We start from the raw sequence: 25921 nt of genomic DNA, 5'->3' as shown, positions 1-25921 counted from the left end.
CGGGAATATGAGTGACGCGAAAGCCACGCCGCAAGGTTAAGTAAATTCAAATTAACCAGAAGCCTTGCGTGTAGGGAAAATCCGGTTAATACGGTAGGAGAAATTACCGCACGTCCGGTTTTCTCGCCGTGGGGACTACGAGAAAAGGTTATTAAGCCCGATGAAGGCAGCATCCAAGTTTCTGAGCGCCGCGTCCGCGGTGACCCTGTCTGCGGCCCTTGTGGTGCCAGGCGCGCTCGCAGTGCAGTTCGTTGCCACATCGGCGGCCGAAGCCGCTGTCGTCAGCAGAGTAGAAGTGAGCGGCAACCAGCGTATCGACGCTGAAACCATCCGCAATTACATCACCATCAAGCCGGGCAAAGCTTTCTCCAGCTCCGATATCGACAGCGCGGTCAAGGCGCTGTTCGGCACCGGCCTGTTCTCGGATGTGCAGATCAATCAGGTCGGCTCGACACTGGTGGTCAAGGTTGCCGAATACCAGGTCGTGAACCAGGTGCTGTTCCAGAACAACAAGAAGCTCAAGGACAACGCGCTTGAGATGGCGGTGCAGTTGAAGCCGCGCGGAACGTTTTCGCAGGCGACGCTCGATTCCGACGTCGAGGCGGTCAAGGCTGCCTACAGGCGCATCGGTCGCGACGATGTGACTGTGACCACGCAGGTCATGCAGCTTGGCGACAACCGCGTGAACGTCGTCTTCAACATCACTGAAGGCGACCGCACTCAGATCGCGGCGATCAATTTCGTCGGCAACAGCGCCTATTCCAGCCGCCGCCTGTCGGATGTGATCAATACCAAGCGTTCGTCCTGGGTTTCCTTCATTCTGCGCGACGACGTCTATGACGACGACAAGCTGCGCGCCGACCAGGAGCTGCTGCGCCGCTTCTATTACAATCACGGCTATGCCGATTTCCAGGTCGTGTCCGCCGTCGGCGAACTCGACAGTGCGACGAACAAGTACACGGTCACCATCACCGTCCAAGAAGGCGACCGCTACACGTTCGGCGATGTCAGCGTCGAAAGCACGATCCCGGAAGTCGACTCGAAGTCGCTGGAATCGGTGGTCGAGACCCGCAAGGGCGACGTCTACAATGCCAAGGACGTCGAGGACACCATCATCGCGCTGACCGAGAAGGTGGCCGGTTCCGGCTATGCATTCGCGCAGGTGACGCCGCGCGGCGACCGCAATTTCGAGAACCACACCATTTCGGTGGTCTACACCATCGACCAGGGCACCAAAGCCTATATCGAACGCATCGAGATCCGCGGCAACGACCGCACGCGTGACTATGTCATTCGCCGAGAGTTCGATGTCAGCGAAGGTGACGCCTTCAATCAAGTTCTCATCCAGCGCGCGAAGAAGCGCCTGGAAAACCTGAATTACTTTGAAAAAGTCGATATCTCGACCGTTCCAGGTTCGCAGCCTGACCAAGTCGTGCTGGTGGTCGATGTTGTCGAAAAATCGACCGGCGAATTCTCGGTCGGCGCCGGCTACTCGACCGGTGGAGACACGGCGGGTCCGTCCATCGAAGGATCGATCACCGAGCGCAATTTTCTCGGCCGCGGCCAATTTATCAAGCTGTCAGCAGGCGGCGGCAAGAATTCGCGCGACTACAGCCTGTCCTTCACCGAACCCTATTTCCTCGGACGGCGCATCGCCGCCGGCTTCGATATCTTCCAACAGACCCGGAATTACGATCACTACGATAGCGAGACCACGGGTGCGACGGTGCGCTTCGGCCTGCCGATCACCAACAGCATCTCGACGCAGTTGGCGTACAACATCGCACGGGAAAAGTACGAGTACGACGACGGTTGCGATGACAATGGAGACGGCGTGCTGGGCGACTGCGATGTTTCGCAGGCGATCGTCCAGGGTATCGATGAAAGCCCCTGGATCAAGTCGTCGGTCAGCCTGGGGCTGGTCTACAACACCATCGACGACATGAAGAACCCGCACGAAGGCATCTACGCCACCACGACGGCTGAATTTGCCGGCCTCGGTGGCGATGCCAAGTACGTGAAGCTGACTGGGCGCGGCAGCGTCTATCAGACGCTCTCGGAGCAGTTCGATCTGGTTGGCCTCGTCTCGGCTGGCGCAGGCCATGTCGAGGGTTATGGCGGCGACGGCGGTTTGCGTATCTTCGATCAGTTCCAGAGCAACGACCGCATGATCCGCGGGTTCGAATATGGCGGCATCGGCCCTGTGGACAGTGTTACGGGTGACCATCTCGGTGGCACGACGTATTTCAACGCCTCGGCCGAAGCCCAGTTCCCGCTGCCGGCCATTCCGGAAAGCTTTGGGCTGCGCGGCGCCGTATTTGCCGACGCTGCAACGCTCTATGGCACCCAAATCGAGAATGTGGCTGTCACCCAGACCTCGACTGATCTGAGGCTGCGCGCCTCGGTCGGCCTCGGCTTGATGTGGGCATCGCCGTTTGGTCCGATCCGTATCGACTATGCGATCCCGGTCAAGAAGGAAGCGACCGACAACGTGCAGGAGTTCAATTTCGGCATATCGACCCGCTTCTGATCGACGGCCAACGATGCTCCCGGATTTTTCAGGTCCGGGAGAGATGTTCCGACCTAGCTGGATATAGCTTCTGGAATGACCGATCCGGTGTTCTTCGCGCCATCACGCCGGTATACGGCGGGCGAAGTCGCGAATCTGACCGGCTCGGTGCTTGTCGATTCCGGCCAATCCGACGTTTCGATCGAAGCGCTCGCGCCGGCCAATGAAGGCGGCGAGAATGCGCTCGTTTTCGTTGATGGCAAGCGCAATTCCGCGCTGATGCTGTCATTGCGAGCGGCTGCGGTCCTGTGTCCGGCGGAATTCGCCAGCAAGGCGCCGGCCGGCATCGCGGTACTCGTTCATCCGCGCCCGCAACAGGCATTCGCGCTGGTCGGCCGTCTGCTTTTTCCAACGGCCGCGACACCGGGGCCAATGACCAGTGAAACCGGTCTCTCGCCGCATGCTCATATCGATCCGACCGCGCATGTCGAGACTGGTGCTGTCATCGAGGCAGGTGCCGTCATCGGGCCGGGTGCTTCGATCGGCGGCGGTACCGTCATCGCGCCCAACGCGGTCATCGGACAATCATGCCAGATCGGCCGCGACGGCTATGTCGGTCCAGGCGCCAGCATCCAGTATGCCTTGATCGGCAACCGCGTCATCATCCATGGCGGCGCCAGGATCGGCCAGGATGGTTTTGGCTTCGTCGGCGGCGCCAAGGGACCCGAACGCGTGCCGCAGGTCGGCCGTGTCGTCATCCAGGACGATGTCGAGATCGGCTCCAACACCACCGTCGATCGCGGCGCCATGTCCGATACGATCATCGGCCAGGGCACCAAGATCGACAATCTCGTGCAGATCGCCCATAACGTCCGCATCGGCCGCAATTGCATAATAGCCGGGCTTTCGGGTATTTCGGGTTCCGTGATCGTGGGTGACAATGTCACCATGGGCGGCGGCGTCGGGCTTGCGGATCACCTGACCATCGGGTCTGGGGCCAAGCTCGCCGCCAGAAGTGGGTTTATGAGCAATGTCCCTGCAGGCGAGATCTGGGGTGGTTATCCGGCACAGCCGATGGCGGAAGCCATGCGGGAGATAGCCATGCTGCGCAAGCTCGCCAGGACCCGCAAACAGGGCGAGGGAGGCAATGGCTGACATGATCGCTTCGACGACGCTGGAAGCGGTCGACATTATGGGGCTCATGAAGCTCCTGCCGCACCGCTATCCGTTCCTGATGATCGATCGCATCGTCGACATCGATGGCGACGAGTCCGCCGTCGGCATCAAGAACGTGACCATAAACGAGCCGCATTTTCAGGGCCATTTCCCCGAGCAGCCGGTGATGCCGGGAGTGCTCATCGTCGAGGCGATGGCGCAGACGGCCGGCGCCATCTGCATCCGCAGCCTGCGCACTGAAAAGCCGTCATTGGTCTATTTCCTGACCATCGACAATGCCAAATTCCGCAAACCGGTCGTTCCCGGCGACCAGTTGAGGATCCATGTCAAGAAAATCAAGAAACGCGGCAACCTGCTGAAATTCGCTTGTGAAGCCATGGTCGACGGCGCCAAGGCGGCCGAGGCCGAAATATCAGCCATGATGGTCACCAGCGACTGACGATCGAATGCTTATGAAAATCAAGACATCTATCCATGCTTCCGCTGTCGTGGAGGAAGGCGCCCAAATCGGCCAAGGCGTGCGCATTGGGCCGTTTTGTCATGTCGGCGCCGATGCGGTGATCGGCGACGGCGTCGAACTGGTCAGCCATGTCTCGGTGATGGGCGCGACCACCATCGGTGCCTCGACCAAGGTCTATCCGATGGCGATACTGGGCGGGCCGCCGCAGAACACCAAGCACAAGGGCGGCCGCACCACTTTGGTCATCGGCAAGAACTGTACGATCCGCGAAGGCGTGACCATGCATCTCGGCACCGATTCCAGCCGCGGCGAGACGACGATCGGCGACAATGGCAATTTCCTTGCCTACGCCCACATCGCCCATGATTGCGTCGTCGGCGACAATGCGACGTTCGCCAACGGAGCGACGCTGGGCGGCCACTGCGAGGTCGGCAACAACGTCTATATTGGCGGCCTGACGGCGGTTCATCAGTTTGTCCGTGTCGGCGACAATGCCTTTCTGGGCGGCTGCTCCGCGATCGTGGGCGATGTCATTCCCTATGCCATCGCGGTTGGCAATCGCGCCAGTCTGCGCGGCCTCAACATCATTGGCCTGAAGCGTTCCGGCCTGCCGAGGTCCGAAATCCATGTGCTGCGCAAGGCTTACAAGATGATCTTCGATCGCTCTCGCACCGTTGGCGAGAACATCGAATTCGCCAAGGCCGAATTCGCGTCGTCGCCGACCGCCATGAAGATCGTCGATTTCATCACCAGTCGCGGCAAGCGGCATTATGCGGTGCCGTCGCTCAAGGGCGGCGATGGCGACGATGTCGATGACGAAGACTGAGACCGCGGCAGCCGGTCTTGATCTCCCGTCGGGCGCCAGGGTCGGCATCATCGCCGGCGGCGGCAGCCTGCCGGTCGAAGTCGCGGCCAGTTCGGCGCAACGAGGCTACCCGCCCTTCGTCATCCTGATGGAAGGCGAGGTGGACCGTATGGCGGAGCTCTCCCGGTATGAGCATGAAAGCCTCGCTCTGGAAGGTATCGGCTCGCTGATACCCTTGTTGAGGCGGCACCGGATTACCCACCTGGTGCTTGCGGGCGAGATCAAGCGCAGGCCACGATTGCTTGCGCTGCGGCCCAGTCTCAGCCTGCTCGCTGTGATCCCGCTGGTGGTCATGGCGCTGGCGCGCGGTGACGATGGCTTGCTGAAGGTCGTGGCACGAGGCCTCGAAGCACGAGGCATAAAGATCGTCGGCGCCCACGAGATCGTGCCAGACCTCGTCGCCGCGGAGGGTGTCCTGACCAAGGCCTCGCCACGCAAATCGGACTGGCTCGACATCGAGGCAGGCCTTGCAGCGGCAAAGGCGATAGGGGCGCTGGATATTGGCCAGGCGGCGATCGCGGTCGGTGGCCGCACCATCGCGCTCGAAGGCATCGAGGGAACTGCCGGATTGCTCGATCGCGCCAAGCTGTTGCGTAGCCACGGCCGTATCGCGGGCAAGACCCGCGGCGTGCTGGTCAAATGCGCCAAGCCTGGCCAGGAACTGCGTGCGGATCTTCCTTCCATCGGTCCGCAGACGATCGAGGCGGTGCATGCGGCCGGGCTTGCCGGCATTGCCGTCGAGGCGGGACGTTCGCTGGTTCTCGAAGGCCCTGAAACCATCGCTCGTGCCAACGGCCTCGGCCTGTTCGTCATCGGTCTGCCTGCCGCTACGGAGCCGCATCATGCCTGACAGGGCATTGAAGATTGCGATTGTTGCCGGCGAAGAGTCCGGCGATCTGCTCGGCGCCGACATCGTGCGTTCGCTCAAGCAGGCTACCGGGCGCGAGGTGCAGCTCGTCGGCCTCGGCGGCCGCCATTTGCAGGCGCTGGGACTGGCGTCGCCATTCGATGCCGGCGAGATCGCCCTGATGGGTTTCAGCGCCATCCTACGCGACCTGCCGCGCCTGATGCGGCGGATCGACCAGCTGGCCAAAACCATTGCGGACGAGAAGCCAGATTGCCTCGTCACCATCGACAGTCCGGACTTCTCGTTGCGCGTCGCCAGGAAGGTGCGTGCGGCCAATCCGTCGATCCCGATCATCCACTATGTCTGCCCGAGCGTGTGGGCATGGCGGCCGGGCAGGGCGGTGGCAATGAAGCCCTATGTCGACCATATCCTCTGTATCCTGCCGTTCGAGGTGAAGGAACTCGAACGACTGGGCGGCCCGCCCGGAACCTATGTCGGGCATCGCCTCACCCATGATGCAGGCGTGCTCGGTGCTGCCAAGGCACAGGATCTGCCGCGCGATCTTGCTTCTCCGGATCGCGTCAAGACACTGCTCGTCCTACCTGGTTCGAGGCGCGGCGAGGTGCGACGGCTGCTCGAGCCGTTCGGCGAGACGGTGTCGATGCTGCATGCGCGCGGGCATCGCCTGCGGCTGCTGCTGCCGACCGTCCCGCATGTCGCCGACCTCGTCAGGGCCTCGGTCACACGGTGGGATGAGAAACCCGAGATCATCCTTGATCCCCAACGCAAATGGCAGGCCTTCGGCAAGGCCGATGCGGCGCTGATCGCGTCGGGGACGGTATCGCTGGAGCTGGCGCTGGCCGGTGTGCCGATGGTCTCCTGCTACAGACTCGATCCCGTCGCGCGCGTCGTGGCGCCTTACCTGTTGTCCGTCTGGTCGGCGCTGTTGCCCAACCTGATCGCGGATCGGGCGCTGGTCCCGGAATTCTATAATGAGTACGTCAAGCCGAACAATCTGACCCGGCAACTGGAAGCGCTGCTCGCCGACAGCGGGATGCGCGCCTGGCAGAAGCAAGGTTTTGCCGAGATTACCCGGCGCATGGCGACCGACAAGCCGTCCGGCGAGATCGCGGCGGGCGTCGTGCTTCGTCACATAAAAAAAGCGCCCTGACGGGCGCCTTTCTCAATCCGGAAAGCCCCGATCACCGCTTGGCGATCGGCACGTAGTCACGCTCCGGCGCACCGGTATAGAGCTGGCGCGGACGACCGATCTTCTGGCGCGGGTCCTCGATCATCTCCTTCCATTGCGCGATCCAGCCGACGGTGCGGGCGACCGCGAACAGCACGGTGAACATCGTGGTGGGGAAGCCCAGCGCCTTCAGCGTGATGCCGGAATAGAAGTCGACATTCGGGTAGAGTTTCTTCTCGATGAAATAGGGATCGGTCAGCGCGATCTTTTCCAGCTCCATGGCGATATCGAGCAGCGGATCGTCCTTGATGCCGAGCTCGCCCAGCACCTCATGCGCCGTCTTCTGCATGATCTTGGCGCGCGGATCGTAGTTCTTGTAGACGCGGTGGCCAAAGCCCATCAGCCGGAACGGGTCGTTCTTGTCCTTGGCGCGAGCGATGAATTCCGGGATGTGGTCGACATGGCCGATCTCGCCAAGCATGTTGAGCGCCGCTTCATTGGCACCGCCATGGGCCGGGCCCCACAGGCAAGCGATGCCGGCTGCGATGCAGGCGAAGGGGTTGGCACCCGATGAGCCGGCAAGACGCACGGTCGAGGTCGAGGCGTTCTGCTCGTGATCGGCGTGTAGGATGAAAATGCGCTCCATGGCGCGCGCCAGCACCGGATTGATCTTGTACTCCTCGCACGGCACGGCAAAGCACATATGCAGGAAGTTGGCGGCGAAGTTCAGCTCGTTCTTCGGGTAAATGAAGGGCTGGCCGATATGGTATTTGTAGGCCATCGCCGCGATCGTCGGCATCTTGGCGATAAGCCGCATGGAGGCAACCATGCGCTGATAGGGGTCGGAGATGTCGGTGGAGTCGTGGTAGAAGGCCGACAGCGCGCCGACCACACCACACATCACGGCCATCGGGTGCGCGTCGCGGCGGAAGCCGGTGAAGAAGCGCGACATCTGCTCGTGCACCATGGTGTGGCGCGTCACGCGGTAATCGAAATCGTCCTTCTGCGCCTTGGTCGGCAATTCGCCATAGAGCAGGAGATAGCAGACCTCGAGGAAGTCGCCGTGTTCGGCCAACTGGTCGATCGGATAGCCGCGGTGCAAGAGGATGCCGGCGTCGCCGTCGATGAAGGTGATCTCCGACTCGCAGCTTGCGGTCGAAGTGAAACCGGGATCGTAGGTGAAGGCGCCGGTGGTGCTGTAGAGCGAGGCGATGTCGATGACATCAGGCCCGACCGAGCCGCTTCGCACCTTGAACTCGTGCGTCTTGCCGGCGAATTCAAGCGTTGCCGTGGCCTCGTGGGTGTTGCCGCCCAAATCCAGTTTTTTCGCAGCTTCGGTCATTGCAAACTCCTTCTTGTTTCCTCATGCCGGCAAAGGCAAAATTCCGCAGAGCGACACGTCGAAATCACCGCAATGCGCGTATTCGCCACCGCATTCTAGGAGGTGCGTGCCAGATTGGGCCAGGGCCCAATGTTGCACTGCGAAACGCGCCTTTCAATGCCAATCTTCTTGGGCCAGTTCGCTCCTAATCGATTTGATCCGCTATGCGCGCCAGGCTTTCCTCGCGGCCGAGCACCGCAAGCACGTCGAACACACCCGGCGAGGTGCTTTTGCCAGTCAGGGCGGCGCGCAAAGGCTGGGCCACGGCGCCAAGCTTGTGGCCGCCGGCCTGCGCATAGTCGCGCACCGCGGCTTCAGCCGCAGTGGCCGTCCAGTCACCTGACAGGGTCGTCAAAGCTTCGTGAGCGCCGCGCAGGATCTTGCGCGCGTCTTCATTGAGCAGCAGTGCCGCCTTGTCGTCGATCGGGAGCGGCCGGGTGGCAAACAGGAAGGCGGCGCCGTCGACAAGTTCGACCAGTGTCTTGGCGCGCTCCTTCAGGCCGGGCAGCGCGGCCAGCAGCTGCGCCTTGTTCCTGTCGTCGAGGCGCGCGGCCATCGCCGGCCCCCCCTCGAGATAGGGCAGGGTGGCGATGAAGATGTCGAACAGCTCAGCATCGCTCATGCGGCGCATATGGACGCCGTTCAGCGCCTCCAGCTTGGCGAAGTCGAAGCGGGCGGCGCCCTTGTTGACATCGCCGATGTCGAACCAGGAGATCATGTCCTTGATCGACATGATCTCGTCGTCACCGTGGCTCCAGCCGAGGCGCGCCAGGTAGTTCAGCAACGCCTCCGGCAGGTAGCCCATGGCGCGATAGGCCTCGACGCCGAGCGCACCGTGCCGTTTCGACAGCTTGGCGCCATCGGCGCCGTGGATCAGCGGGATATGCGACATGGACGGCACGTCCCAGCCCATGGCGTCGTAGATCACCGTCTGGCGGGCGGCGTTGGTCAGATGGTCGTCACCGCGGATGATGTGGGTGACGCCCATGTCGTGGTCGTCGACGACGACGGCATGCATATAGGTCGGGTTGCCGTCCGAACGCAGGATGATGAAGTCGTCGAGATCCTTGTTGGGGAAGCGCACCTCGCCCTGGACACGGTCGTGCACCACCGTCTCGCCCGCGGTCGGCGCCTTGATGCGGATGGCGCCCTTGGCGCCTGCGGGCGCCTGGGAGGGGTCCCGGTCACGCCAGCGGCCGTCATAGCGGGGCGGCAGGCCCTTGGCGCGTGCTGCCTCGCGCATTGCCTCGAGCTCGGCAGGCGTCTCATAGCTGTAGTAGGCCTTGCCCATGCGCACGAGCTCCTCGGCCACCTCGCGATGACGCGGCGCGCGCTCGAACTGCGAGACGGCCTCGCCATCCCAGGAGAGGCCGAGCCAGGAAAGCCCGTCGAGAATGGCTGCGGTCGCGGCATCGTTGGAGCGCTCGCGATCGGTGTCCTCGATGCGCAGCAGCATCGTGCCGTCAGTGTGCTTTGCGTACAGCCAGTTGAACAGCGCCGTGCGCGCGCCGCCTATGTGCAGGTAACCGGTGGGCGAGGGGGCAAAACGGGTGACGACCTTGTCGGACATGAAACTCTCGGAAACCATCTGAAGCGGGGTGTGGTTGCATGGACTTTCGCGCATTGCGCGTTCATGTAGCATAGGGTGTCGAGGGCGCAAGGGGCAGACCCGATGGCTGGACGGGGCCGGGGCTCGGATCAGGGCGAGGACGCCGCTATTGGCGTCAGCGAACGGTCCCTGTTTGCGATGCCGCTGCCGACTACGTTGCCACCGCCATCACCCATGTTGCCGGACCCCGGCAACCCGCCGTTGCAAGCGGATGTCTCCGTCCCCGTCCCTGTTGCCGAAGCCGGCAGGATCGTGCGCGTGCGCCGGCAAATCGGCCGGATATCGCTGCCTCGGCTGCGGCACAGCGTGGCCACGGCAGCGGGCCTGGAGCTTGATCGAGGCGTAGCCTTCCTGCTGGTGCCGGTCTGCCTGGCGATCGGAGCGATCGGCTATTTTTCGCTGACGGTGGAACCAGATTTTGCAAAGCCTGTCGCGGTCGTCGTTCTGACGGGGCTCTGCGCGTTCGTCTCGCGTTCCAGGCCGAAAACCCATCTGTGTTTCATGGCTGCGCTGCTGTGCACGCTCGGCCTGCTCGCCGGCAAGGTCGAGACATGGCGGGCGGGAACGCAGATGCTGGGTTCGGAAATCTCGACTCAAGTGACCGGCCGCGTCGTCTCGCTTGACCGAATGGAGACCGGCCGCATCCGGCTGACCATCGACGTGACGTCGACCGCCAGGCCGAAATTGCGCTATGCACCAGAGCGGGTTCGGCTTTCGGCACGAAAGATCCCGGCAGAGATAACCGCAGGCTCCCTGGTCACCGGCTACGCCAAGCTGTTGCCGCCCACCGGCCCGGTGCGGCCGGACAGCTACGACTTCTCCTTCGACAGCTATTTCGCCGGCATCGGCGGCAGCGGGTTTTTCCTCAGCAATCCGAAGCTTGTCGCCGGCAATGACGACGACATGCCGCCTTCGGCCCGCCTTGCCTCGGGGATAGAAAATGCCCGCGAAGCCATCGCCGACCATATCAGGGGCAGTGTCGGTGGCGCCGAAGGCGAGATCGCCGCGGCGCTGATCGTCGGCGTGCGCGCCGGCATTCCCGATGAGATCAACGAAGCGATGCGGCGCACCGGCATCTACCACGTCATCTCCATTTCAGGGCTGCACATGGCGCTGGTGGCCGGCACCATCATGATGCTGATGCGCAGCGCCTTCGCCCTGTTTCCTGACTTTTCCGCGCGCAGACCGGTCAAGAAATACGCGGCCGCCGCCGCACTTGTCTCGATCGCCGCCTATCTCGTGATCTCAGGCATCGTCGTTGCCGCCGAGCGCAGCTTCATCATGCTGGCCGTGATGCTGATTGCCGTGCTGTTTGATCGGGCGGCGCTGACCATGCGCAACCTGGCGATCTCGGCGATCGCGGTCATTGCGGTGTCGCCGCATGAAGTGGTCGGCCCAAGTTTCCAGATGTCGTTCGCGGCGACCTCGGCGCTGGTCGGTGCCTATGCCGGCTGGTCTGATCATCGTGCGGCGAAAACGAAACCGCCGCCGCCACGGCGATCTCTGCCTGACTTTCTCACCAGAAAATTCCTGTCGGCGATGGGCGGCCTTGCCATGACCTCCATCATCGCCGGCTCTGCCACGGCGCTGTTTGCCATCTGGCATTTTCAGCGGGTGTCGCCGCTCAGCCTGTTCGCCAATCTCGCCATCATGCCAATCGTCTCGTTGGTTGTGATGCCTTTCGCCGTCCTCAGTGCACTGGCGATGCCCTTTGGCGCAGATGGTCCCTTTCTTTACGTGATGGGCAAAGGCCTGACGGTGATGATCGCTATGTCCGGATGGATTTCCGAGCGCTCGCCGGTCGACGCGGTCGGTTTGATTTCGCAGCAGTCCGTCCTGCTGGTGGCGATTGCCTTGGTCATCGCGACGATGGCCACGACATGGCTACGGCTCGCAGCCCTTCCGTTCGCGCTTGCCGGCCTGTTGACCGTCTCGGACACGCGCGCACCGGACGTGCTGATCTCGGAGGACGCCCGGCTGGTTGCGCTGCCGATCGGGGGTGGCGAACTCGCCGTCAGCCGGGCACGCCCGAACGAATTCACGGTCGACAACTGGAAACGCGCGCTGACATCCGAAACCATCGTCATGCCGGAGGTGTTCAGCAAAGGAGACGGGCAATTCGAGATAGCCGATGCCGCCGAGCTGCCGTCGGGCGCGCCTTTCTATTGCACATCAGGCATTTGTCTCGCCAAGCATCCGTCTGGTGCGATCATCGCGCATGTCGAAGACCGAAAGGACGCCTGGATGGCCTGCGGCTTCGCCGACCTGATCGTCATCAATGACGCCACGGCCTATGACCCCTGTCACAATCCGCTGGTGCTCGTCATCACCAAGCGACAACTGGCCCGCAAGGGTAGCGCGGCCGTCTTCTTCGATCGCCAATCGGCGATCACGCCTGCGACGATCAGCTTCGCGGTGGACAGCCCATACCGGCCCTGGCACACGCAGCGCAAGTTTTCGCGCGAGGCGAGGGGCCTGCCACCCTACCGCAAACCCGAAAAGCCGGTCGCAAGCCCTGCTCAGTAGCGCCTGATCAGCCCGACGAGCTTGCCTTGCACCTTGACCCTGTCCGGTCCGAAAATGCGGGTTTCATAGGCCGGGTTGGCGGCTTCGAGAGCAATCGAGGCACCCTTGCGGCGGAACCGCTTCAGCGTCGCTTCCTCTTCATCCACCAGCGCCACAATGATCTCACCCGGGCTGGCTGTATCGGCGTTGCGGATGATGACGGTATCGCCGTCGAAGATGCCGGCCTCGATCATCGAGTCGCCCTTGACCTCCAGGGCATAGTGTTCGCCGCCCATGATCATGTCCGGCGGCACCGAGATCGAATGCGTCTGGTGCTGGATGGCGTCGATCGGCACACCGGCCGCGATGCGTCCCATGACCGGGATCGACACGGCGGAAACCACGTCGTCGTCATTGCCGGCCGAAGGCATCCGCGAAGACGCAGGCTTGAGTTGCCGGCCAAGGCCGCCTTGACCGAGGCTGCCCTGGATGACGCTTGGCGAGAACTTCTTTGCCGCGTTGAGGCCTGGCGCGATCGAATCCGGTAGCCGCAGCACTTCCAACGCGCGCGCCCGATTGGGCAGGCGGCGAATGAAGCCGCGCTCCTCCAGCGCCGTGATCAGCCGGTGGATGCCGGATTTGGAGGCAAGGTCGAGCGCTTCCTTCATCTCGTCGAAGGATGGCGGAATGCCGCTTTCCTTGAGCCGTTCATGAATGAACATCAGCAGTTCGTGTTGTTTGCGCGTCAGCATGGCAGCCCCCAGGTTACCCAAAACCAGAATCGGAAAAACAAACCCAGAACAAACACTATCTGTTCCAGTTGTGTTCCGCAACCGTTTAAAGTTTAATGAACTTGTTAAGGCGGCTGAAATTATTCGGCGCCCCGGCAGTGGGTCGCATCGACGCTTGCCTGCCACCGCCGAGCGCTTGTTGGATTGAAATTGCTATGGTTAATGGCCTGTGGCCCACCCTGTGTCGGGCTTGGCCTCGGCTAACGCTGGAGCTCGACAAGAGGGCTCGGTTCACTTCACCGGTCGTGGCTCCCGTGAACGAAAGGGAACCAAAATGCCAACTTTGGCGGGAGGAAATTGCCCATTTCGCCTTTGCCTTGTTCCTCGTCGCATTACCGCTTGTTTGTGATGCCGCCGCCGGCATGGACATAGACATGCAGCGTGTAGCCGATGTGGGCAACCATCAGGGTTTTCGCGCGCTCGATGTCGCGATCCAGCGCCGCTTCCATGAGCGCGGTATGATGTTCGATCGCGACGGCCTGGCGCAACGCCTCCATGGCCTCTTCGTAGCCATGCTGGAGACCGGCGGCCGCCCGCAAGGTTGGCGCCAGGCCAAGAAAGCGGTGATGGCGACGAAACTGATCCGCGATCGTGGAGTGGAAGGTCAGCAGCCAGGGGGACGCCGCCGCGCTGAGCAGTGCCGCGTGGAAAGCCTCGTGCTTTTCATCCCATTCGTCGACCACTTCGTCGGACGGGTCGTCGACCGCGGTCCTGCTGCGCGACAGCCGGTAATGGGCGGCAACGACGGCGTCCTCCCATTCACGGCCGCCTTTCTCCATCGATTCCTGGAGCAGAGGCAGTTCAACCACCAATCTGGCGCGTGACAGATCTTCCAACTCGTTGCGCGAGACCGGAGCGACGGCAAAGCCGCGATTGCTGATGGCGGTCACCAGGCGCTCGGCCTCCAACCGCGAGAGTGCCTCGCGCAGCGGTGTCCAGCCGATGCCGTAGCTGTTGCGCAACGCGCTGAGCTTGAGCGGTGCGCCGGGCTTCAAACGGGTGGTGAGGATATCGCGGCGCAGCAGCCTGTAGGCTGCTTCTGTCTTCGAGAAGTGCTCGTCGTCCAGCATAGCCGTCCATCCGTACCGCTTGGTCGGGTGATTATATATGAAATCCTTTCATTGCGTAAATTATATATAATGTTTGACAACTCCCAAGGGACTTGCCCATGATCGCCAACGGTTTCACCTGATATGTTCATCTGAGCACGCTCATGCGCGGGGATAAGTCGACCATGAATGCAACTCCCGATCTCGCTGAAATCGAGGTGATGGATGCCGCGGACCCGCTACGCGCCATGCGCGATCGTTTCGTCTTGCCGCAAGGGGTGATCTACCTCGACGGCAATTCGCTTGGTGCGGCTTCACCCGCCGTCTTCGACGAACTGAACAAGGCCGCGACACAGGAATGGGCGCAGGACCTCATCCGTGCCTGGAACACCGCCGGCTGGTTCGACATGCCGGTCGAGCTCGGCGACCAACTCGGACGCCTGATCGGCGCCGCGGCCGGCCAAACTGTGGTCTGCGATACGACGTCGATCAACATCTACAAGGTGCTACATGCGGCGCTCGCAATGCGGCCGAATCGGTCGGTCATCGTCGCCGAGGGCGACAGCTTCCCGACCGATCTCTATATGGCCGAGGGCGTTGCTTCGACGCGGCCGGGTACGGTCCTGCGGCTCGAGGGCGTCGATGCGCCTGATATCGAGGACCTGATCGACGAGCGCGTCGCCGTTATCCTGGTCAACCACGTCAACTACAAATCCGGCCAGTTGCGCGACATGGCGGCGCTGACGCGCAGGGCCCATCAGGCCGGTGCGCTGATCGTCTGGGATCTCTGCCACACCGCCGGTGCGCTGCCAGTCGAACTCGACGGCGCCAATGCTGATTTCGCCATCGGCTGCACCTACAAGTACCTCAATGGCGGCCCGGGTTCGCCAGCCTTCATCTATGCTGCAAAGCGGCACCATGGTGATGTCTATCAGCCGCTCAGCGGCTGGTGGGGGCATGCGCGGCCGTTCGCCTTCGAACAGGGCTATGCCGCCGGCATCGGCATCCGCCGGTTCTTGTGCGGCACGCAGCCGGTGTTGTCGATGCGGGCGCTCAAGGGCGCCCTGGACCTCTGGAACGACGTCGACATGGCGGCGGTGCGCCAAAAGAGCATCGCGCTGACCGATCTGTTCATCCAGCTGGTCGAAGCAAGGTGTGGCGCCTACGGGCTCGAGCTTGAAAGTCCGCGCAACGGCAACGAGCGCGGCAGTCAGGTGTCATTCATCCACCCCAGCGGCTACCAGGTGATGCGGGCCTTGATCGAGCGCGGCGTGATCGGCGATTTCCGCGCGCCTTCGACTATCCGCTTCGGCTTCACGCCGCTCTATGTCGGCTACAAGGATGTCTGGCAGGCGGTCGAGGTGCTGGAAGATATCCTGCGCACGGGTGCCTGGCAGGATGCGCGCTTTGCGGTCAAGACTGCAGTCACGTGAGAGTACGTCGCCCAAAAATGTGTAGCGGTTTTGGGTCAACGACATACGCAAAGCGGAAACAGATCAGAGCCGGGTGCGAACTGTCCAGAGCTCCGGAAACAGGACGACCTCGAGCATCTTCTTCAGGTAGGACGCACCCGACGTGCCGCCGGTGCCGCGCTTCAGGCCGATGATGCGTTCGACCGTGGTCACATGATTGAAGCGCCAGCGGCGGAAATAATCCTCGAAGTCGACCAGTTTTTCAGCCAGCTCGTAGAACATCCAGTAGCGCTGCGGGTCGCGGTAGACTGCCTGCCAGGCGACCAGGACCGCTTCATTCTCCGTGCGCGTCTCACGCCAGTCGATACGGTTGGCGTCGGCACCGATGTCGAATCCGTTGCGGGCGAGCAGCAGCAGCGCTTCGTCGTAGAGCGACGGTTCGGCCAGGATCGCATCAAGTTTCCCGCTGAGGTCCGGCCGGTGCTTGTGCGGGCCGAGCATGGCGAGGTTGCGGTTGCCGGCCATGAACTCGATGGCGCGATACTGCCAGGACTGGAAACCCGAGGACTGGCCGAGCGCGTCGCGGAACTCGGTGTATTCGCTGGGTGTCATCGTCCGCAGCACGTCCCAGGCGTTGTTCAACTGCTCGAAGATGCGGGCGACGCGCGACAGCATCTTGAAGCTCGGCTCGAGGCGGTCGGCGCGGATCGAGCGGATCGCGGCACCGATCTCGTGCAGAGCAAGCTTCATCCAGAGCTCGGAGGTCTGATGCTGGATGATGAACAGCATCTCGTCATGCGCCGACGACAGCGGCGTCTGGGCTTCCAGCACTTTCTCCAGGTGCAGATAGTCGCTGTAGGACATGCGCTCCTTGAACGACATCTGTGCGCCTTCGGACGCCGGATCGTATGGCTCGCTCAACTGATTTTCTCCGTGCGCAGTCGGAAGCGCTGGATTTTGCCGGTCTGCGTCTTGGGCAACGCAGCAATGAACTTCACAGATCGCGGATATTTGTAGGGCGCGATCGTCGCTTTGACATGGTCCTGCAGGCGCTTGATGGTCATCGCGTCAGGTGCCACACCTTGCGCCAGCACGACATGCGCCTCGACGATCTGGCCGCGTTCGGCATCCTCAGCGCCGGTGACAGCGCATTCGGCGACGTCCGGGTGCGCCAGCAGCGCTGCCTCGACCTCGGGGCCGGCGATGTTATAGCCGGCGCTGACGATCATGTCGTCGGAGCGCGCGGCGAAATGGAAGAAGCCGTTCTCGTCCTGGCTGAAGGTGTCGCCGGTGAGGTTCCAGCCGTCGCGAACGTACTCCTTCTGCCTGTCGTCAGCCATGTAGCGGCAGCCGGTCGGGCCGCGCACCGCCAGCCTGCCGGTCGCGCCGCGCGGCACCTCGTGCATCTCGTCATCGACAATGCGAGCCTCGTAGCCGCCCACCGGCTTGCCGGTCGACGCAGGCTTCATATCGTCGAAGCGGTTGGAGATGAAGATGTGCAGCATTTCAGTGGCGCCGATGCCGTCGAGGATCGGCTTGCCGGTCTTTTGCGTCCACTCCTCGAAGACCGGAGCGGGCAAGGTCTCGCCGGCCGAAACGGCAACGCGCAGCGATGATAGGTCGGCACCCTCATCCATGGCCTTCAGCATGGCGCGATAGGCGGTCGGCGCGGTGAAGGAGATGGTCGCTTTGTAGGTCTCGATGATGTGGATCATGTTGGGTGGCGTCGCCTGTTCGAGCAGCGTCGCCGCCGCACCGAAGCGCAGGGGAAAGATGGCGAGGCCGCCAAGGCCAAAGGTGAAAGCCAATGGCGGCGAGCCCACAAAGATGTCGTCCGGCGTCACCTGGAGGATTTCGCGGGCATAGGCGTCGGCGATGATCAGGAGGTCGCGGTGGAAATGCATCGTAGCCTTCGGCACGCCTGTCGTGCCCGAGGTGAAGCCAAGCAGCGCGACGTCGTCGCGGCCAGTGTTGACGGCGCTGAAAACGACCGACTTGTCGAGGGCCGCGCGATCAAGTTCGGCATCATGGTTGGCGGTGCCGTCGAAGCCGATGACCTGCTTGAGGAATGCGCTGTCCTTGGCGCAAGCGGTCATCTCGTCCATCAGCCTGGTGTCGCAAAGCGCGATCGTGATTTCCGCCTTGTCGACGATCTTGGCGAGCTCGCCGGCGCGCAGCATCGGCATGGTGTTGACGACCACGGCTCCGACCTTGGTGGCGGCCAGCCAGCAGGCGACCATGGCGGGGTTGTTGGCCGAGCGGATCAGCACCCGGTTGCCCGGCTTGACGCCGTAGTTCTCGACCAGCGCGTGGGCCAGCCTGTTCGTCCAGTCGGACAGTTCCTTGTAGGTGCGGCGGCGGCCATTGCCGATCAGGGCGGTGTGGTCACCCAGGCCCTTCTCGACCAGCCTGTCGGTGAGTTCGACGCCAGCGTTGAGATGTTCGGGATAGTCGAAACCGTCTAGCAGGAAGTCCGGACATTGCTCCGGCGGCGGCAGGTGATCGCGCGTGAACGTGTCGATATGCGCTGAAGGCCCAAGCATGTCGCCGCTATCCTGTCTGCTGCCTGGCCAGTGCGCGAGGCGCCTGGCTTGTTGGGGTGGATATCAAGGTCCTGCTTTTGAGGAGGTTTTTGTGTTGCCAGTCGCACCTTGCTCGACGCCACCCGAAAGGGTGGACATTGCAGGTTTGGGCAGCACAGCAAACCTCCCATTGTCGGCTGTTCGTGACGGCAGGATCGCACCAGTCGAAATTTGTTTCAAGCCTAAAATGTTTTTGTTCTAAAGCATTGACGCATGGCGTGGCGGTGGCCATTGCTAACGCAGAAACGATGCCGTTTTGGGGGAGGGTGCCGATGCCTGGACATCGCATTGCCGATTGGGACAATGCTTATGCCAACAGCGCGAACATCGCCGGCAGCGACCGGTGGCCGGCCGCATGGGTGGAGCCGGCGCAAGCGTTTCGTGACGCGCTTTCGGCAGAGGGCCGGGCACGGCTCGACATCGCCTATGGCGGCGGGCGGCGCAATCGCCTCGATCTTTTCCTACCCAGTGCCACACCCAAGGGATTGGTGGTGTTCATCCACGGCGGTTACTGGATGGCGTTCGACAAGAGTTTCTGGTCGCATCTCGCCAACGGTGCCGTCAGCAGCGGCTTTGCCGTGGCGATGCCCTCCTACACGCTCTGCCCCGAAATCCACATCGCCGGCATCGTCCAGGAGATCGGCGAGGCGATCGGCAAGGCGGCAGGACTGGTCGACGGGCCCCTGATGTTGACCGGCCATTCGGCCGGCGGACATCTCGCCAGCCGCATGGTGACGGCGACAACGCCTCTGGCGTCCGATGTGGCGCGGCGCATACGCCACGTCGTGTCGATTTCAGGCCTCCACGACCTGCGCCCGATCATGCGCACCGAGATGAACGCGACACTGGCAATCGACGAGCAGGAGGCGCTGGCCGAAAGCCCGGCGCTGTTGCGTCCCATGGATGGTGCCCGGATCACTTGTTGGGCCGGTGGTGGTGAACGCGCGGAGTTCCTTCGCCAGAACGCCTTGCTTGCCAATATCTGGACCGGCCTCGATGCCACGACCTCTACCGTGGTCGAGCCCGACCGGCACCATTACAGCATCGTCGACGGCCTTGCCGATCCGGCGCATCCACTGACCCGGACCTTGATCTCGGAATAGCGCCGAGTCCATTTTCGGCTTGTCGTCAATGGCTTGTTGGCGAATCTTCAGCGTAACATCAGCACGCTGCAGGCTTCGCCAGCGTCCGCTGCGGGGGCAAACGGTGCCCGCACGATCAGCCCGTTGGCATCAGCCAGCATTCTTAGCATCGAAGAATCCTGTATGCCGAACGGCGTCGCCACCGGCCCGCCGTCATCGTCCCGGACCACCGCCCGCACATAGTCCTGGCGCAAATCATTGGCCGGCATTGCAGCGCCCAGTCGCGCCGGACGAATGTCCTGGCGGTGTTCGCGGCCGCCAAGTCGCGCCAGCAGTGGCTTCAGGAACAGCTGCGAGCAGACCAGGCTTGCCACCGGATTGCCTGGCAGGCCGATGCATCTGATGTCGCCGAGGCGGCCGAACATCAGCGGCTTGCCGGGGCGCATGGCGATCTTCCAGAAGCCGAGCGTCATGCCTTCGCCGGTCAGCACGTCGTGAATCAGATCATGGTCGCCGACCGAGGCACCACCCAGCGTGACGATGACGTCCGCGCCGGCCGCGACCGCTTTCCGCACCAGCGCGGCGATGGCCTCCTTGCGGTCGGCGGCAATGCCGAGATCGAGAGCACGAGCGCCGACCGACTGCGCCGCCGCGGCGACACCATAGGCATTGGACGAGATGATCTGGTCCGGCCCGAGTTCGCTGCCGGGCGGCAACAATTCGTCGCCAGTGGCGATAATGGCGACCAGCGGGCGTTTCATCACGTTGACCCGTGGATGGTTGGCCGACGCCGCCAGCGACAATGCCGCCGGATCGAGCACGCGGCCTTTTTCCAGCAGGACGTCGCCTTTCGAGAAGTCGAGGCCGACGCGGCGGATGTTGCGCCACTCCGCCGTCCGTTCGATGACTTCGACGTCACCACCACCGAGGTCGCGGACGTTCTCCTGGATAACGATAGTGTCGGCGCCTTCGGGCAGCGGCGCACCGGTGAAGATACGCACGGCCTGTGCCTTGCCGACCGTGCCGTCAAAGCCACGCCCGGCAGGCGCCATGCCGATCACGGAAAGTCTGGATGGCACCGACGCCACATCGACGGCGCGCACCGCGTAGCCATCCATGGCGGAAGCGTTGAAAGGTGGCTGGGTGCGGAGCGCTACGACCGGTTCGGCCAGCACGCGATCCACAGCCTCGAACAGCGGAACGCTTTCGCCCGCCAAAGGTGCTGCACCCTGAAGCAGGCGTTCGAGCACCTCGTCGACCGGAACCAGCGCCATCAGGCGTCCACTTTGTAGTCGCCCGACTTGCCGCCGGTCTTTTCGACCAATCGGATGCCGGAGATGACCATGGCGCGGTCCACCGCCTTGGCCATGTCGTAGATTGTGAGGCAGGCTACCGAAGCGGCGGTCAACGCTTCCATCTCGACGCCCGTCTTGCCGGTGACACGCGCCAGCGCCGTGACCTTCAGGCCAGGCAAAGCTTGGTCGGGCTCGATGTCGACGGAAACTTTCGTCAGGAGCAGCGGATGGCAGAGCGGAATCAACTCATGCGCTTTCTTCGCCGCCATGATGCCGGCGATGCGCGCAGTCCCAAGCACATCGCCCTTCTTGGCGTTGCCTTCGAGGATCATGGTCAGCGTCTCGGACTGCATCGCGACGAAACCCTCGGCGATTGCGGTACGCGTCGTCTCCGCCTTGTCGCCGACATCGACCATGTTGGCCTCGCCCTGCGCGCCGAGATGGGTGAGGGCGGCCGCCATCGTCAGACGGCCTCGGCCGGCGCCTTGCCCGTCAGAAGCAGGCGCGTCGCCGTGGTGACGTCCTGTTGCCGCATCAGGCTTTCGCCGACAAGGAAGGTGCCGATGCCGCTCTTTTGCATTCTGAGGCAATCGTCATGCGAGAAAATGCCGCTTTCGCTGACCAGCAGGCGGTCGGCCGGTACCATCGACGCCAGTCGCTCGGAGGTTTCGAGGCTGGTCTCGAATGTCCTGAGATTGCGGTTGTTGATGCCGATCAGCCGCGACGACAGTTTTTGCGCGCGCTGCGTCTCGGCTTCGTCATGCACTTCGACCAATGCATCCATGCCGAGTTCTAACGCCGTCGATTCGAGGTCGCGGGCCAAAGCATCGTCGACGCTGGCCATGATGATCAGGATGGCGTCCGCGCCCCAGGCGCGGGCTTCGTAGACCTGGTATGGGTCGAACAGAAAATCCTTGCGCAAAGCGGGCAGGGCGACGGCGGCTCGCGCCCTGGTGAGAAATTCGGGCGCGCCCTGGAACGACGGCGCGTCAGTCAGTACCGAAAGACAGGCGGCGCCGCCTTTCGCATAGGCCTGCGCCAATGCCGGCGGGTCAAAATCGGCGCGGATTAGGCCCTTGGAGGGGCTTGCCTTTTTGATCTCGGCGATCAGCGCGAAGGCGCCGGATTTGCGCTTGGTCTCGAGCGCGGCAAGAAAGCCGCGCGGTGCCTCGGCATCTTTGGCCCGCGCCTTGATCTCAGCCAGCGGCACGCGTGCCTTTGCCGCCGCGATCTCGTCGCGCTTGTAGGCCTCGATCTTGCGAAGAATGTCAGACACGCTCTACCCGTTCGAAATCTCGATCAGCCGGTCAAGCACCTGCAGCGCGCGGCCACTGTCGATGGCTTGCGCGGCGAGCGCGATGCCGTCGCCAAGTGTCGTCGCCTTGCCCGCGACCACAAGTCCGGCGCCGGCATTCATCAACACGGTGTCGCGATAGGCGCCGGCAGCGCCACTCAGCATATCGCGCAATGCGTCGGCGTTGTAGGCTGCGTCGCCGCCACGCAATTCATCCTTGCTGTGGCGCGCCAGTCCAACCGCTTCCGGGGTCAGCGTAAAGCTGCGGATCTCGCCGCCGATCAGTTCGGCGACATGGGTCTCGCCGGTGGTCGTGATCTCGTCATAGCCATCGCCATGGGCAACCCAGGCATGCTCGGCGCCCAGCGCTTTCAGCGTCTCGGCCACCGGCAGGATCCATTCGGGCAGGAACACACCCACCATCTGCCGCTTGACGCCAGCCGGGTTGGAGAGGGGCCCAAGCAGGTTGAAGATGGTGCGGGTGCCGAGTTCGACGCGGGTCGGGCCGACATGCTTCATCGCCGGATGGTGTGCGGGCGCGAACATGAAGCCGACGCCCGTCTCATGGATGCAACGGCCGATGAATTCGGGCGATATGTCGATCTTGACCCCGAGCGCGACCAGCACGTCGGCGGCCCCGGTCAGCGACGACAGCCCGCGATTGCCGTGCTTGGCAACCGGCACGCCGCTGCCGGCGATAACAAACGCCGATCCCGTCGAGATGTTGACGCTGTGGGAATTGTCACCTCCGGTGCCGACAATATCGATGGCGCCGGCCGGCGCGTCGACGCGCAGCATCTTGGCACGCATGGTGGCGACGGCGCCGGAAATCTCGCTCACCGTCTCGCCGCGCACGCGCAGCGCCATCAGGAAGCCACCGATCTGGCCGGGCGTTGCGTCGCCCGACATGATGATGTCGAAGGCCTCGCGCGCTTCCTCGAAGGAAAGCGCGCTTCCGGTCGCGACCTTGGCGATATGGGTTTTCAGCGCGCTCATCTTGTCGAGGCTTGGGCGACGGCGGCCTGGTCGATGCGAACGTCGAATTGCGTCTGCAACTGCGCCACCAACTGGTCGAGTAGATCGTCCGACATGCCGGAGGTGAAGGATTTCTGTGCGTCGTCAGGCACGGAGCTGGCGTCAGCTCCGGCGGGCTCGAACACTTCGGCGACCTTGTACAGGATCTGTCCGTCGCCGGTGGGCGAGGGGATCAGCCCGGTGCCGCCTTCGCCGACGCCGAACATCGCTGCGGCGCCCTCCTTGCCGAAGTCGACATCGTCGGCCTCGCGCTTGACGCCGCGCTTGGTTTGCTTTTCCAGCTTCAGTTCGCCGGCGATAACGTCGAGCGTTGCGCCGGCCTTGAGCCGCTTTTCGAGTTCGCCTGCCTTGGCGGTGAGGCGCTTGGTTGTTTCGGCCGCGGTCCAGTCGGCGACGACTTTCTGGCGAGCCTCGTCCAGCGTGCGGTCGCGAGCCGGTGTGATGGAAGCCACTTCGTAGAAAACGAAACCGTTGTCCGCCGTGGTCAAGGCGTCGTTTTCCGTGTTGGGTTCAGCGTCGAAGACTGCCTTGATCAATTCCGGCGATTGCGGCAGGTCCTTGACAATGCTTGCGTCAGGTCTCAGGCCACTGCGATCGATGGCGTCGATGGTGACGATCTTCAGCTTCAACTTGGTGGCGGCGTCGGCCAGCGAGCCGCCAGCAGCACGGGTGTCTTCGTAACTGTCACGCACATCCAGAAGGATGCGACTTGCCTCGCCCAGCGCCAGATCCTTGCGGATCTGGTCGGACACTTCGGCCAGCGGCTTCACCACCTGGGGCTTGATTTCGGTGACGCGCAGCAGCACCGGACCGAAGGCGCCTTGCACGACCTGGCTGACTTCATTCGCATTGAGTGCGAAGGCCGCTTCGGCGACGGCCTTGTCGGCGATCTTGTCCTTGGCCAGCGTGCCGAGCAACGTATCGGCCGGGGTCTTGCCCTCCGCGGTGACAAGCTTGTCGAAGGTGGCGCCGGCCTTGAGCGAATCGAGCGCGGCCTTGGCCGCGTCAGGCGTCTTGAACACAAGCTGCTCGATGGTGCGCAGTTCCGGCGTCGTGTAGCGCGCCTTGTTCTTGTTGTAATCGTCGCTGACCTGTTGGTCGGTGACGGCGGTCGTATCCATGATGTCGACCGGTTCGAGGCGGACATAGGAGAATTTGCGGTATTCGGGTGCCGCGTACGTCTTCTTGTTGGCGTCGAAATAGGCCGAGAGCACGCTGTCGGACGGCGCCTCGATCGGCTCGACCAGTGCCTTGGGCAGCGTCAAATAGTCGATGGTGCGGTCTTCGCCGCGATAGAGCGCGACCGCCTTGAAGAAAGTATCCGGCGCCTTGAGGCCATCCGAGACCGCCTCGACGATCTGCTGGCGCACCGCCACCTGGGCACGGTTCTTCAAATAATCCTCAGGCCGCATGCCGATCTGCTGCAACATGTATTCGAAGGTTCGCCTGTCGAACTGGCCGCCAGGGCCCTTGAAGGCCGGATCTTCGCGCGTCAGCTCGGCCAGCCGGTCCTTGGAGAGGCCGAGGCCCAGCTTGCGGGCCTGTTCGTCGAGAACGGCTCCCGAGACGAGCTGCGCCAGAACCTGGTTGTCGATGCCGAGCGCCTTTGCCTGCTCGTGGGTGAGGCGCTGGCCGAACTGCTGCGACATAACCGCGAGTTGGCGGTCATAGGCGAGACGGTATTCTTTGATCGACACCTTGGTGCCACCGGTGACTATTACCGAATCATGGCCGGCGAAACCGCCCATCAGCTTTCCGGAAATGCCCCAGGCGGCAAAACTCACCACCAGAAGCGAAAGCAGCGTCTTCGCGACCCAGGTACCCGCCGCGCTTCTCAATACACCAAGCATCGTTACTTCCGATTTATGCGCATTTTCGCATGCGCCGAGTCTGAAACAAGCGCAATAGCGCCCTTCCGGTCCACTGTCGATTGCTTTGTGGGCTGATTTTGGTAGTGAGGGCCAGAGCCTGATATCGCCCGGAGAAGCAAACCCATGACGCCAGGAATTCGCCCGCTCGTCGCCGGCAACTGGAAAATGAACGGCACCAGTGCCTCGCTCAACGAGCTCAGGATGATCGGCAACGGTTTCATGAGCGGGCTCGATGCCGAGACCGAGGCGCTGGTCTGTGTTCCGGCTACCTTGCTTGCCCACGCCGCGGAGATCCTGTCGCGCACGCCGGTCCATGTCGGCGGCGAGGATTGCCACACCAAGGAAAGCGGCGCCTACACAGGCTGCATCTCGGCTGAAATGCTGAAGGATGCCGGCGCGAGCCATGTCATCGTCGGCCATTCCGAGTGCCGCGAACAAGCGGGCGAGGATGACTCGACGGTCCAGGCCAAGGCCTCAGCCGCCTGGCGCGCCGGGCTTGTGGCCATCATTTGCATCGGCGAAACGCAGCAGCAGCGTGAAGCCGGCGCCACGCTCGACGTGCTGTCCCGGCAGGTCGCCGGCTCGGTCCCGCCAAGCGCCACTCCGTCCAACACCATCATTGCCTATGAGCCGGTGTGGGCGATCGGCACCGGCCTGACGCCGACCGCGACCGATGTGGCCGACGCACATGCACATATCCGCGAAAAGCTGTCGGAAAAACTCGACGGCGTTGCGGCCAAGATGCGCATTCTCTATGGCGGCTCGGTCAAGCCCTCCAACGCGGCCGAACTGCTCGGTGTCAAGAATGTCGACGGCGCGCTGGTCGGCGGCGCCAGCCTGAAAGCGGCGGACTTCCTTGCCATCGCCGAGGCTTATCGCAACATCGCCTAAGGCTTGTTGAGATTCAGGATTCCGCCTGAGATTGGATTGTGATTCAAGCTTTGGATGGAACGATTCGTGCTGACGGAC

General features: G+C 62.9%; 21 protein-coding genes. 10 read left to right on the top strand and 11 right to left on the bottom strand.

Going from position 1 to position 25921, the window contains the following annotated elements; all coding sequences use genetic code 11:
- Nucleotides 1–160: 160 nt before the first annotated feature.
- The 6 genes from bamA to lpxB all read left to right on the top strand — a co-directional run bounded on the left by bamA (nucleotide 161) and on the right by lpxB (nucleotide 7028).
- Entirely contained in the window at nucleotides 161–2530 is a 2370-nt protein-coding gene (gene bamA, locus AC07FD_RS30805; protein WP_478352915.1) for an outer membrane protein assembly factor BamA, read from the top strand.
- A 75-nt stretch (nucleotides 2531–2605) separates the two neighbouring features.
- A complete protein-coding gene (gene lpxD, locus AC07FD_RS30800) occupies nucleotides 2606–3664 on the top strand; it encodes a UDP-3-O-(3-hydroxymyristoyl)glucosamine N-acyltransferase (RefSeq protein ID WP_478352914.1) in 1059 nt (352 codons plus the stop codon).
- Complete coding sequence (gene fabZ / locus AC07FD_RS30795) at nucleotides 3657–4124, top strand: 3-hydroxyacyl-ACP dehydratase FabZ (RefSeq protein WP_095081436.1); 468 nt, start codon at nucleotides 3657–3659, stop codon at nucleotides 4122–4124. Before lpxD ends, fabZ begins: the two co-directional genes overlap by 8 nt.
- A gap of 13 nt (nucleotides 4125–4137) precedes the next feature.
- Nucleotides 4138–4971 carry an acyl-ACP--UDP-N-acetylglucosamine O-acyltransferase gene (gene lpxA / locus AC07FD_RS30790; RefSeq protein ID WP_478352913.1) on the top strand — a complete coding sequence of 278 codons (834 nt, stop codon included), beginning with the start codon at nucleotides 4138–4140 and terminating at the stop codon, nucleotides 4969–4971.
- The gene (locus AC07FD_RS30785; protein WP_478352912.1) at nucleotides 4943–5860 is read left to right on the top strand and encodes an LpxI family protein; all 918 of its coding nucleotides are present in this window, start codon (nucleotides 4943–4945) and stop codon (nucleotides 5858–5860) included. Before lpxA ends, AC07FD_RS30785 begins: the two co-directional genes overlap by 29 nt.
- Nucleotides 5853–7028: a lipid-A-disaccharide synthase gene (gene lpxB, locus AC07FD_RS30780; RefSeq protein ID WP_478352911.1), complete on the top strand. Its 1176-nt coding sequence runs from the start codon at nucleotides 5853–5855 to the stop codon at nucleotides 7026–7028. Before AC07FD_RS30785 ends, lpxB begins: the two co-directional genes overlap by 8 nt.
- 31 nt (nucleotides 7029–7059) lie before the next feature.
- On the opposite strand, the gene gltA is transcribed toward lpxB, so the two are convergent.
- Together gltA and gltX are read right to left on the bottom strand one after the other, a co-directional pair.
- Complete coding sequence (gene gltA, locus AC07FD_RS30775; protein WP_095081430.1) at nucleotides 7060–8388, bottom strand: citrate synthase; 1329 nt, start codon at nucleotides 8386–8388, stop codon at nucleotides 7060–7062.
- Between the two features lie 184 nt (nucleotides 8389–8572).
- Entirely contained in the window at nucleotides 8573–9997 is a 1425-nt protein-coding gene (gene gltX / locus AC07FD_RS30770; protein WP_478352910.1) for a glutamate--tRNA ligase, read from the bottom strand.
- Nucleotides 9998–10099: 102 nt separating this feature from the next.
- Between gltX and AC07FD_RS30765 the strand changes: the two genes are divergently transcribed.
- Nucleotides 10100–12562, top strand: coding sequence for a ComEC/Rec2 family competence protein (locus AC07FD_RS30765; RefSeq protein ID WP_478352909.1), 2463 nt, complete (start codon nucleotides 10100–10102; stop codon nucleotides 12560–12562).
- Here the strand turns inward: AC07FD_RS30765 and lexA are convergent.
- Together lexA and AC07FD_RS30755 are read right to left on the bottom strand one after the other, a co-directional pair.
- Complete coding sequence (gene lexA, locus AC07FD_RS30760; RefSeq protein ID WP_095081425.1) at nucleotides 12556–13293, bottom strand: transcriptional repressor LexA; 738 nt, start codon at nucleotides 13291–13293, stop codon at nucleotides 12556–12558. The two genes, AC07FD_RS30765 and lexA, sit on opposite strands and share 7 nt — an antisense overlap.
- A gap of 371 nt (nucleotides 13294–13664) precedes the next feature.
- Nucleotides 13665–14402 carry a GntR family transcriptional regulator gene (locus AC07FD_RS30755; protein WP_478352908.1) on the bottom strand — a complete coding sequence of 246 codons (738 nt, stop codon included), beginning with the start codon at nucleotides 14400–14402 and terminating at the stop codon, nucleotides 13665–13667.
- A gap of 164 nt (nucleotides 14403–14566) precedes the next feature.
- Between AC07FD_RS30755 and kynU the strand changes: the two genes are divergently transcribed.
- A complete protein-coding gene (gene kynU, locus AC07FD_RS30750) occupies nucleotides 14567–15814 on the top strand; it encodes a kynureninase (protein ID WP_478352907.1) in 1248 nt (415 codons plus the stop codon).
- 63 nt (nucleotides 15815–15877) lie between these two features.
- On the opposite strand, the gene kynA is transcribed toward kynU, so the two are convergent.
- Nucleotides 15878–16714: a tryptophan 2,3-dioxygenase gene (gene kynA, locus AC07FD_RS30745; protein ID WP_478352906.1), complete on the bottom strand. Its 837-nt coding sequence runs from the start codon at nucleotides 16712–16714 to the stop codon at nucleotides 15878–15880.
- The gene (locus tag AC07FD_RS30740; RefSeq protein WP_478352905.1) at nucleotides 16711–18336 is read right to left on the bottom strand and encodes an AMP-binding protein; all 1626 of its coding nucleotides are present in this window, start codon (nucleotides 18334–18336) and stop codon (nucleotides 16711–16713) included. Before AC07FD_RS30740 ends, kynA begins: the two co-directional genes overlap by 4 nt.
- A gap of 311 nt (nucleotides 18337–18647) precedes the next feature.
- Between AC07FD_RS30740 and AC07FD_RS30735 the strand changes: the two genes are divergently transcribed.
- Nucleotides 18648–19478: an alpha/beta hydrolase gene (locus AC07FD_RS30735; RefSeq protein WP_478352904.1), complete on the top strand. Its 831-nt coding sequence runs from the start codon at nucleotides 18648–18650 to the stop codon at nucleotides 19476–19478.
- 47 nt (nucleotides 19479–19525) lie between these two features.
- On the opposite strand, the gene AC07FD_RS30730 is transcribed toward AC07FD_RS30735, so the two are convergent.
- The 5 genes from AC07FD_RS30730 to AC07FD_RS30710 are packed head-to-tail and all read right to left on the bottom strand — an operon-like array spanning nucleotide 19526 to nucleotide 24931.
- On the bottom strand, nucleotides 19526–20731 hold the full coding sequence (locus tag AC07FD_RS30730; RefSeq protein WP_478352903.1) for a molybdopterin molybdotransferase MoeA: 1206 nt from the start codon (nucleotides 20729–20731) through the stop codon (nucleotides 19526–19528).
- Entirely contained in the window at nucleotides 20731–21213 is a 483-nt protein-coding gene (gene moaC, locus AC07FD_RS30725) for a cyclic pyranopterin monophosphate synthase MoaC (protein ID WP_478352902.1), read from the bottom strand. The genes AC07FD_RS30730 and moaC overlap by 1 nt, the downstream gene beginning before the upstream one ends.
- Before the next feature lie 2 nt (nucleotides 21214–21215).
- A complete protein-coding gene (gene trpC / locus AC07FD_RS30720) occupies nucleotides 21216–22028 on the bottom strand; it encodes an indole-3-glycerol phosphate synthase TrpC (protein ID WP_478352901.1) in 813 nt (270 codons plus the stop codon).
- 3 nt (nucleotides 22029–22031) lie between these two features.
- Nucleotides 22032–23042: an anthranilate phosphoribosyltransferase gene (trpD, locus tag AC07FD_RS30715; RefSeq protein WP_478352900.1), complete on the bottom strand. Its 1011-nt coding sequence runs from the start codon at nucleotides 23040–23042 to the stop codon at nucleotides 22032–22034.
- Nucleotides 23039–24931 carry a SurA N-terminal domain-containing protein gene (locus AC07FD_RS30710; RefSeq protein ID WP_478352899.1) on the bottom strand — a complete coding sequence of 631 codons (1893 nt, stop codon included), beginning with the start codon at nucleotides 24929–24931 and terminating at the stop codon, nucleotides 23039–23041. The genes trpD and AC07FD_RS30710 overlap by 4 nt, the downstream gene beginning before the upstream one ends.
- 144 nt (nucleotides 24932–25075) lie before the next feature.
- Between AC07FD_RS30710 and tpiA the strand changes: the two genes are divergently transcribed.
- A complete protein-coding gene (gene tpiA / locus AC07FD_RS30705) occupies nucleotides 25076–25843 on the top strand; it encodes a triose-phosphate isomerase (RefSeq protein WP_478352898.1) in 768 nt (255 codons plus the stop codon).
- Nucleotides 25844–25921 lie beyond the last annotated feature (78 nt).

This window comes from Mesorhizobium waitakense (assembly GCF_056431085.1).
This window is presented reverse-complemented; position numbering and strand designations above follow the sequence as displayed.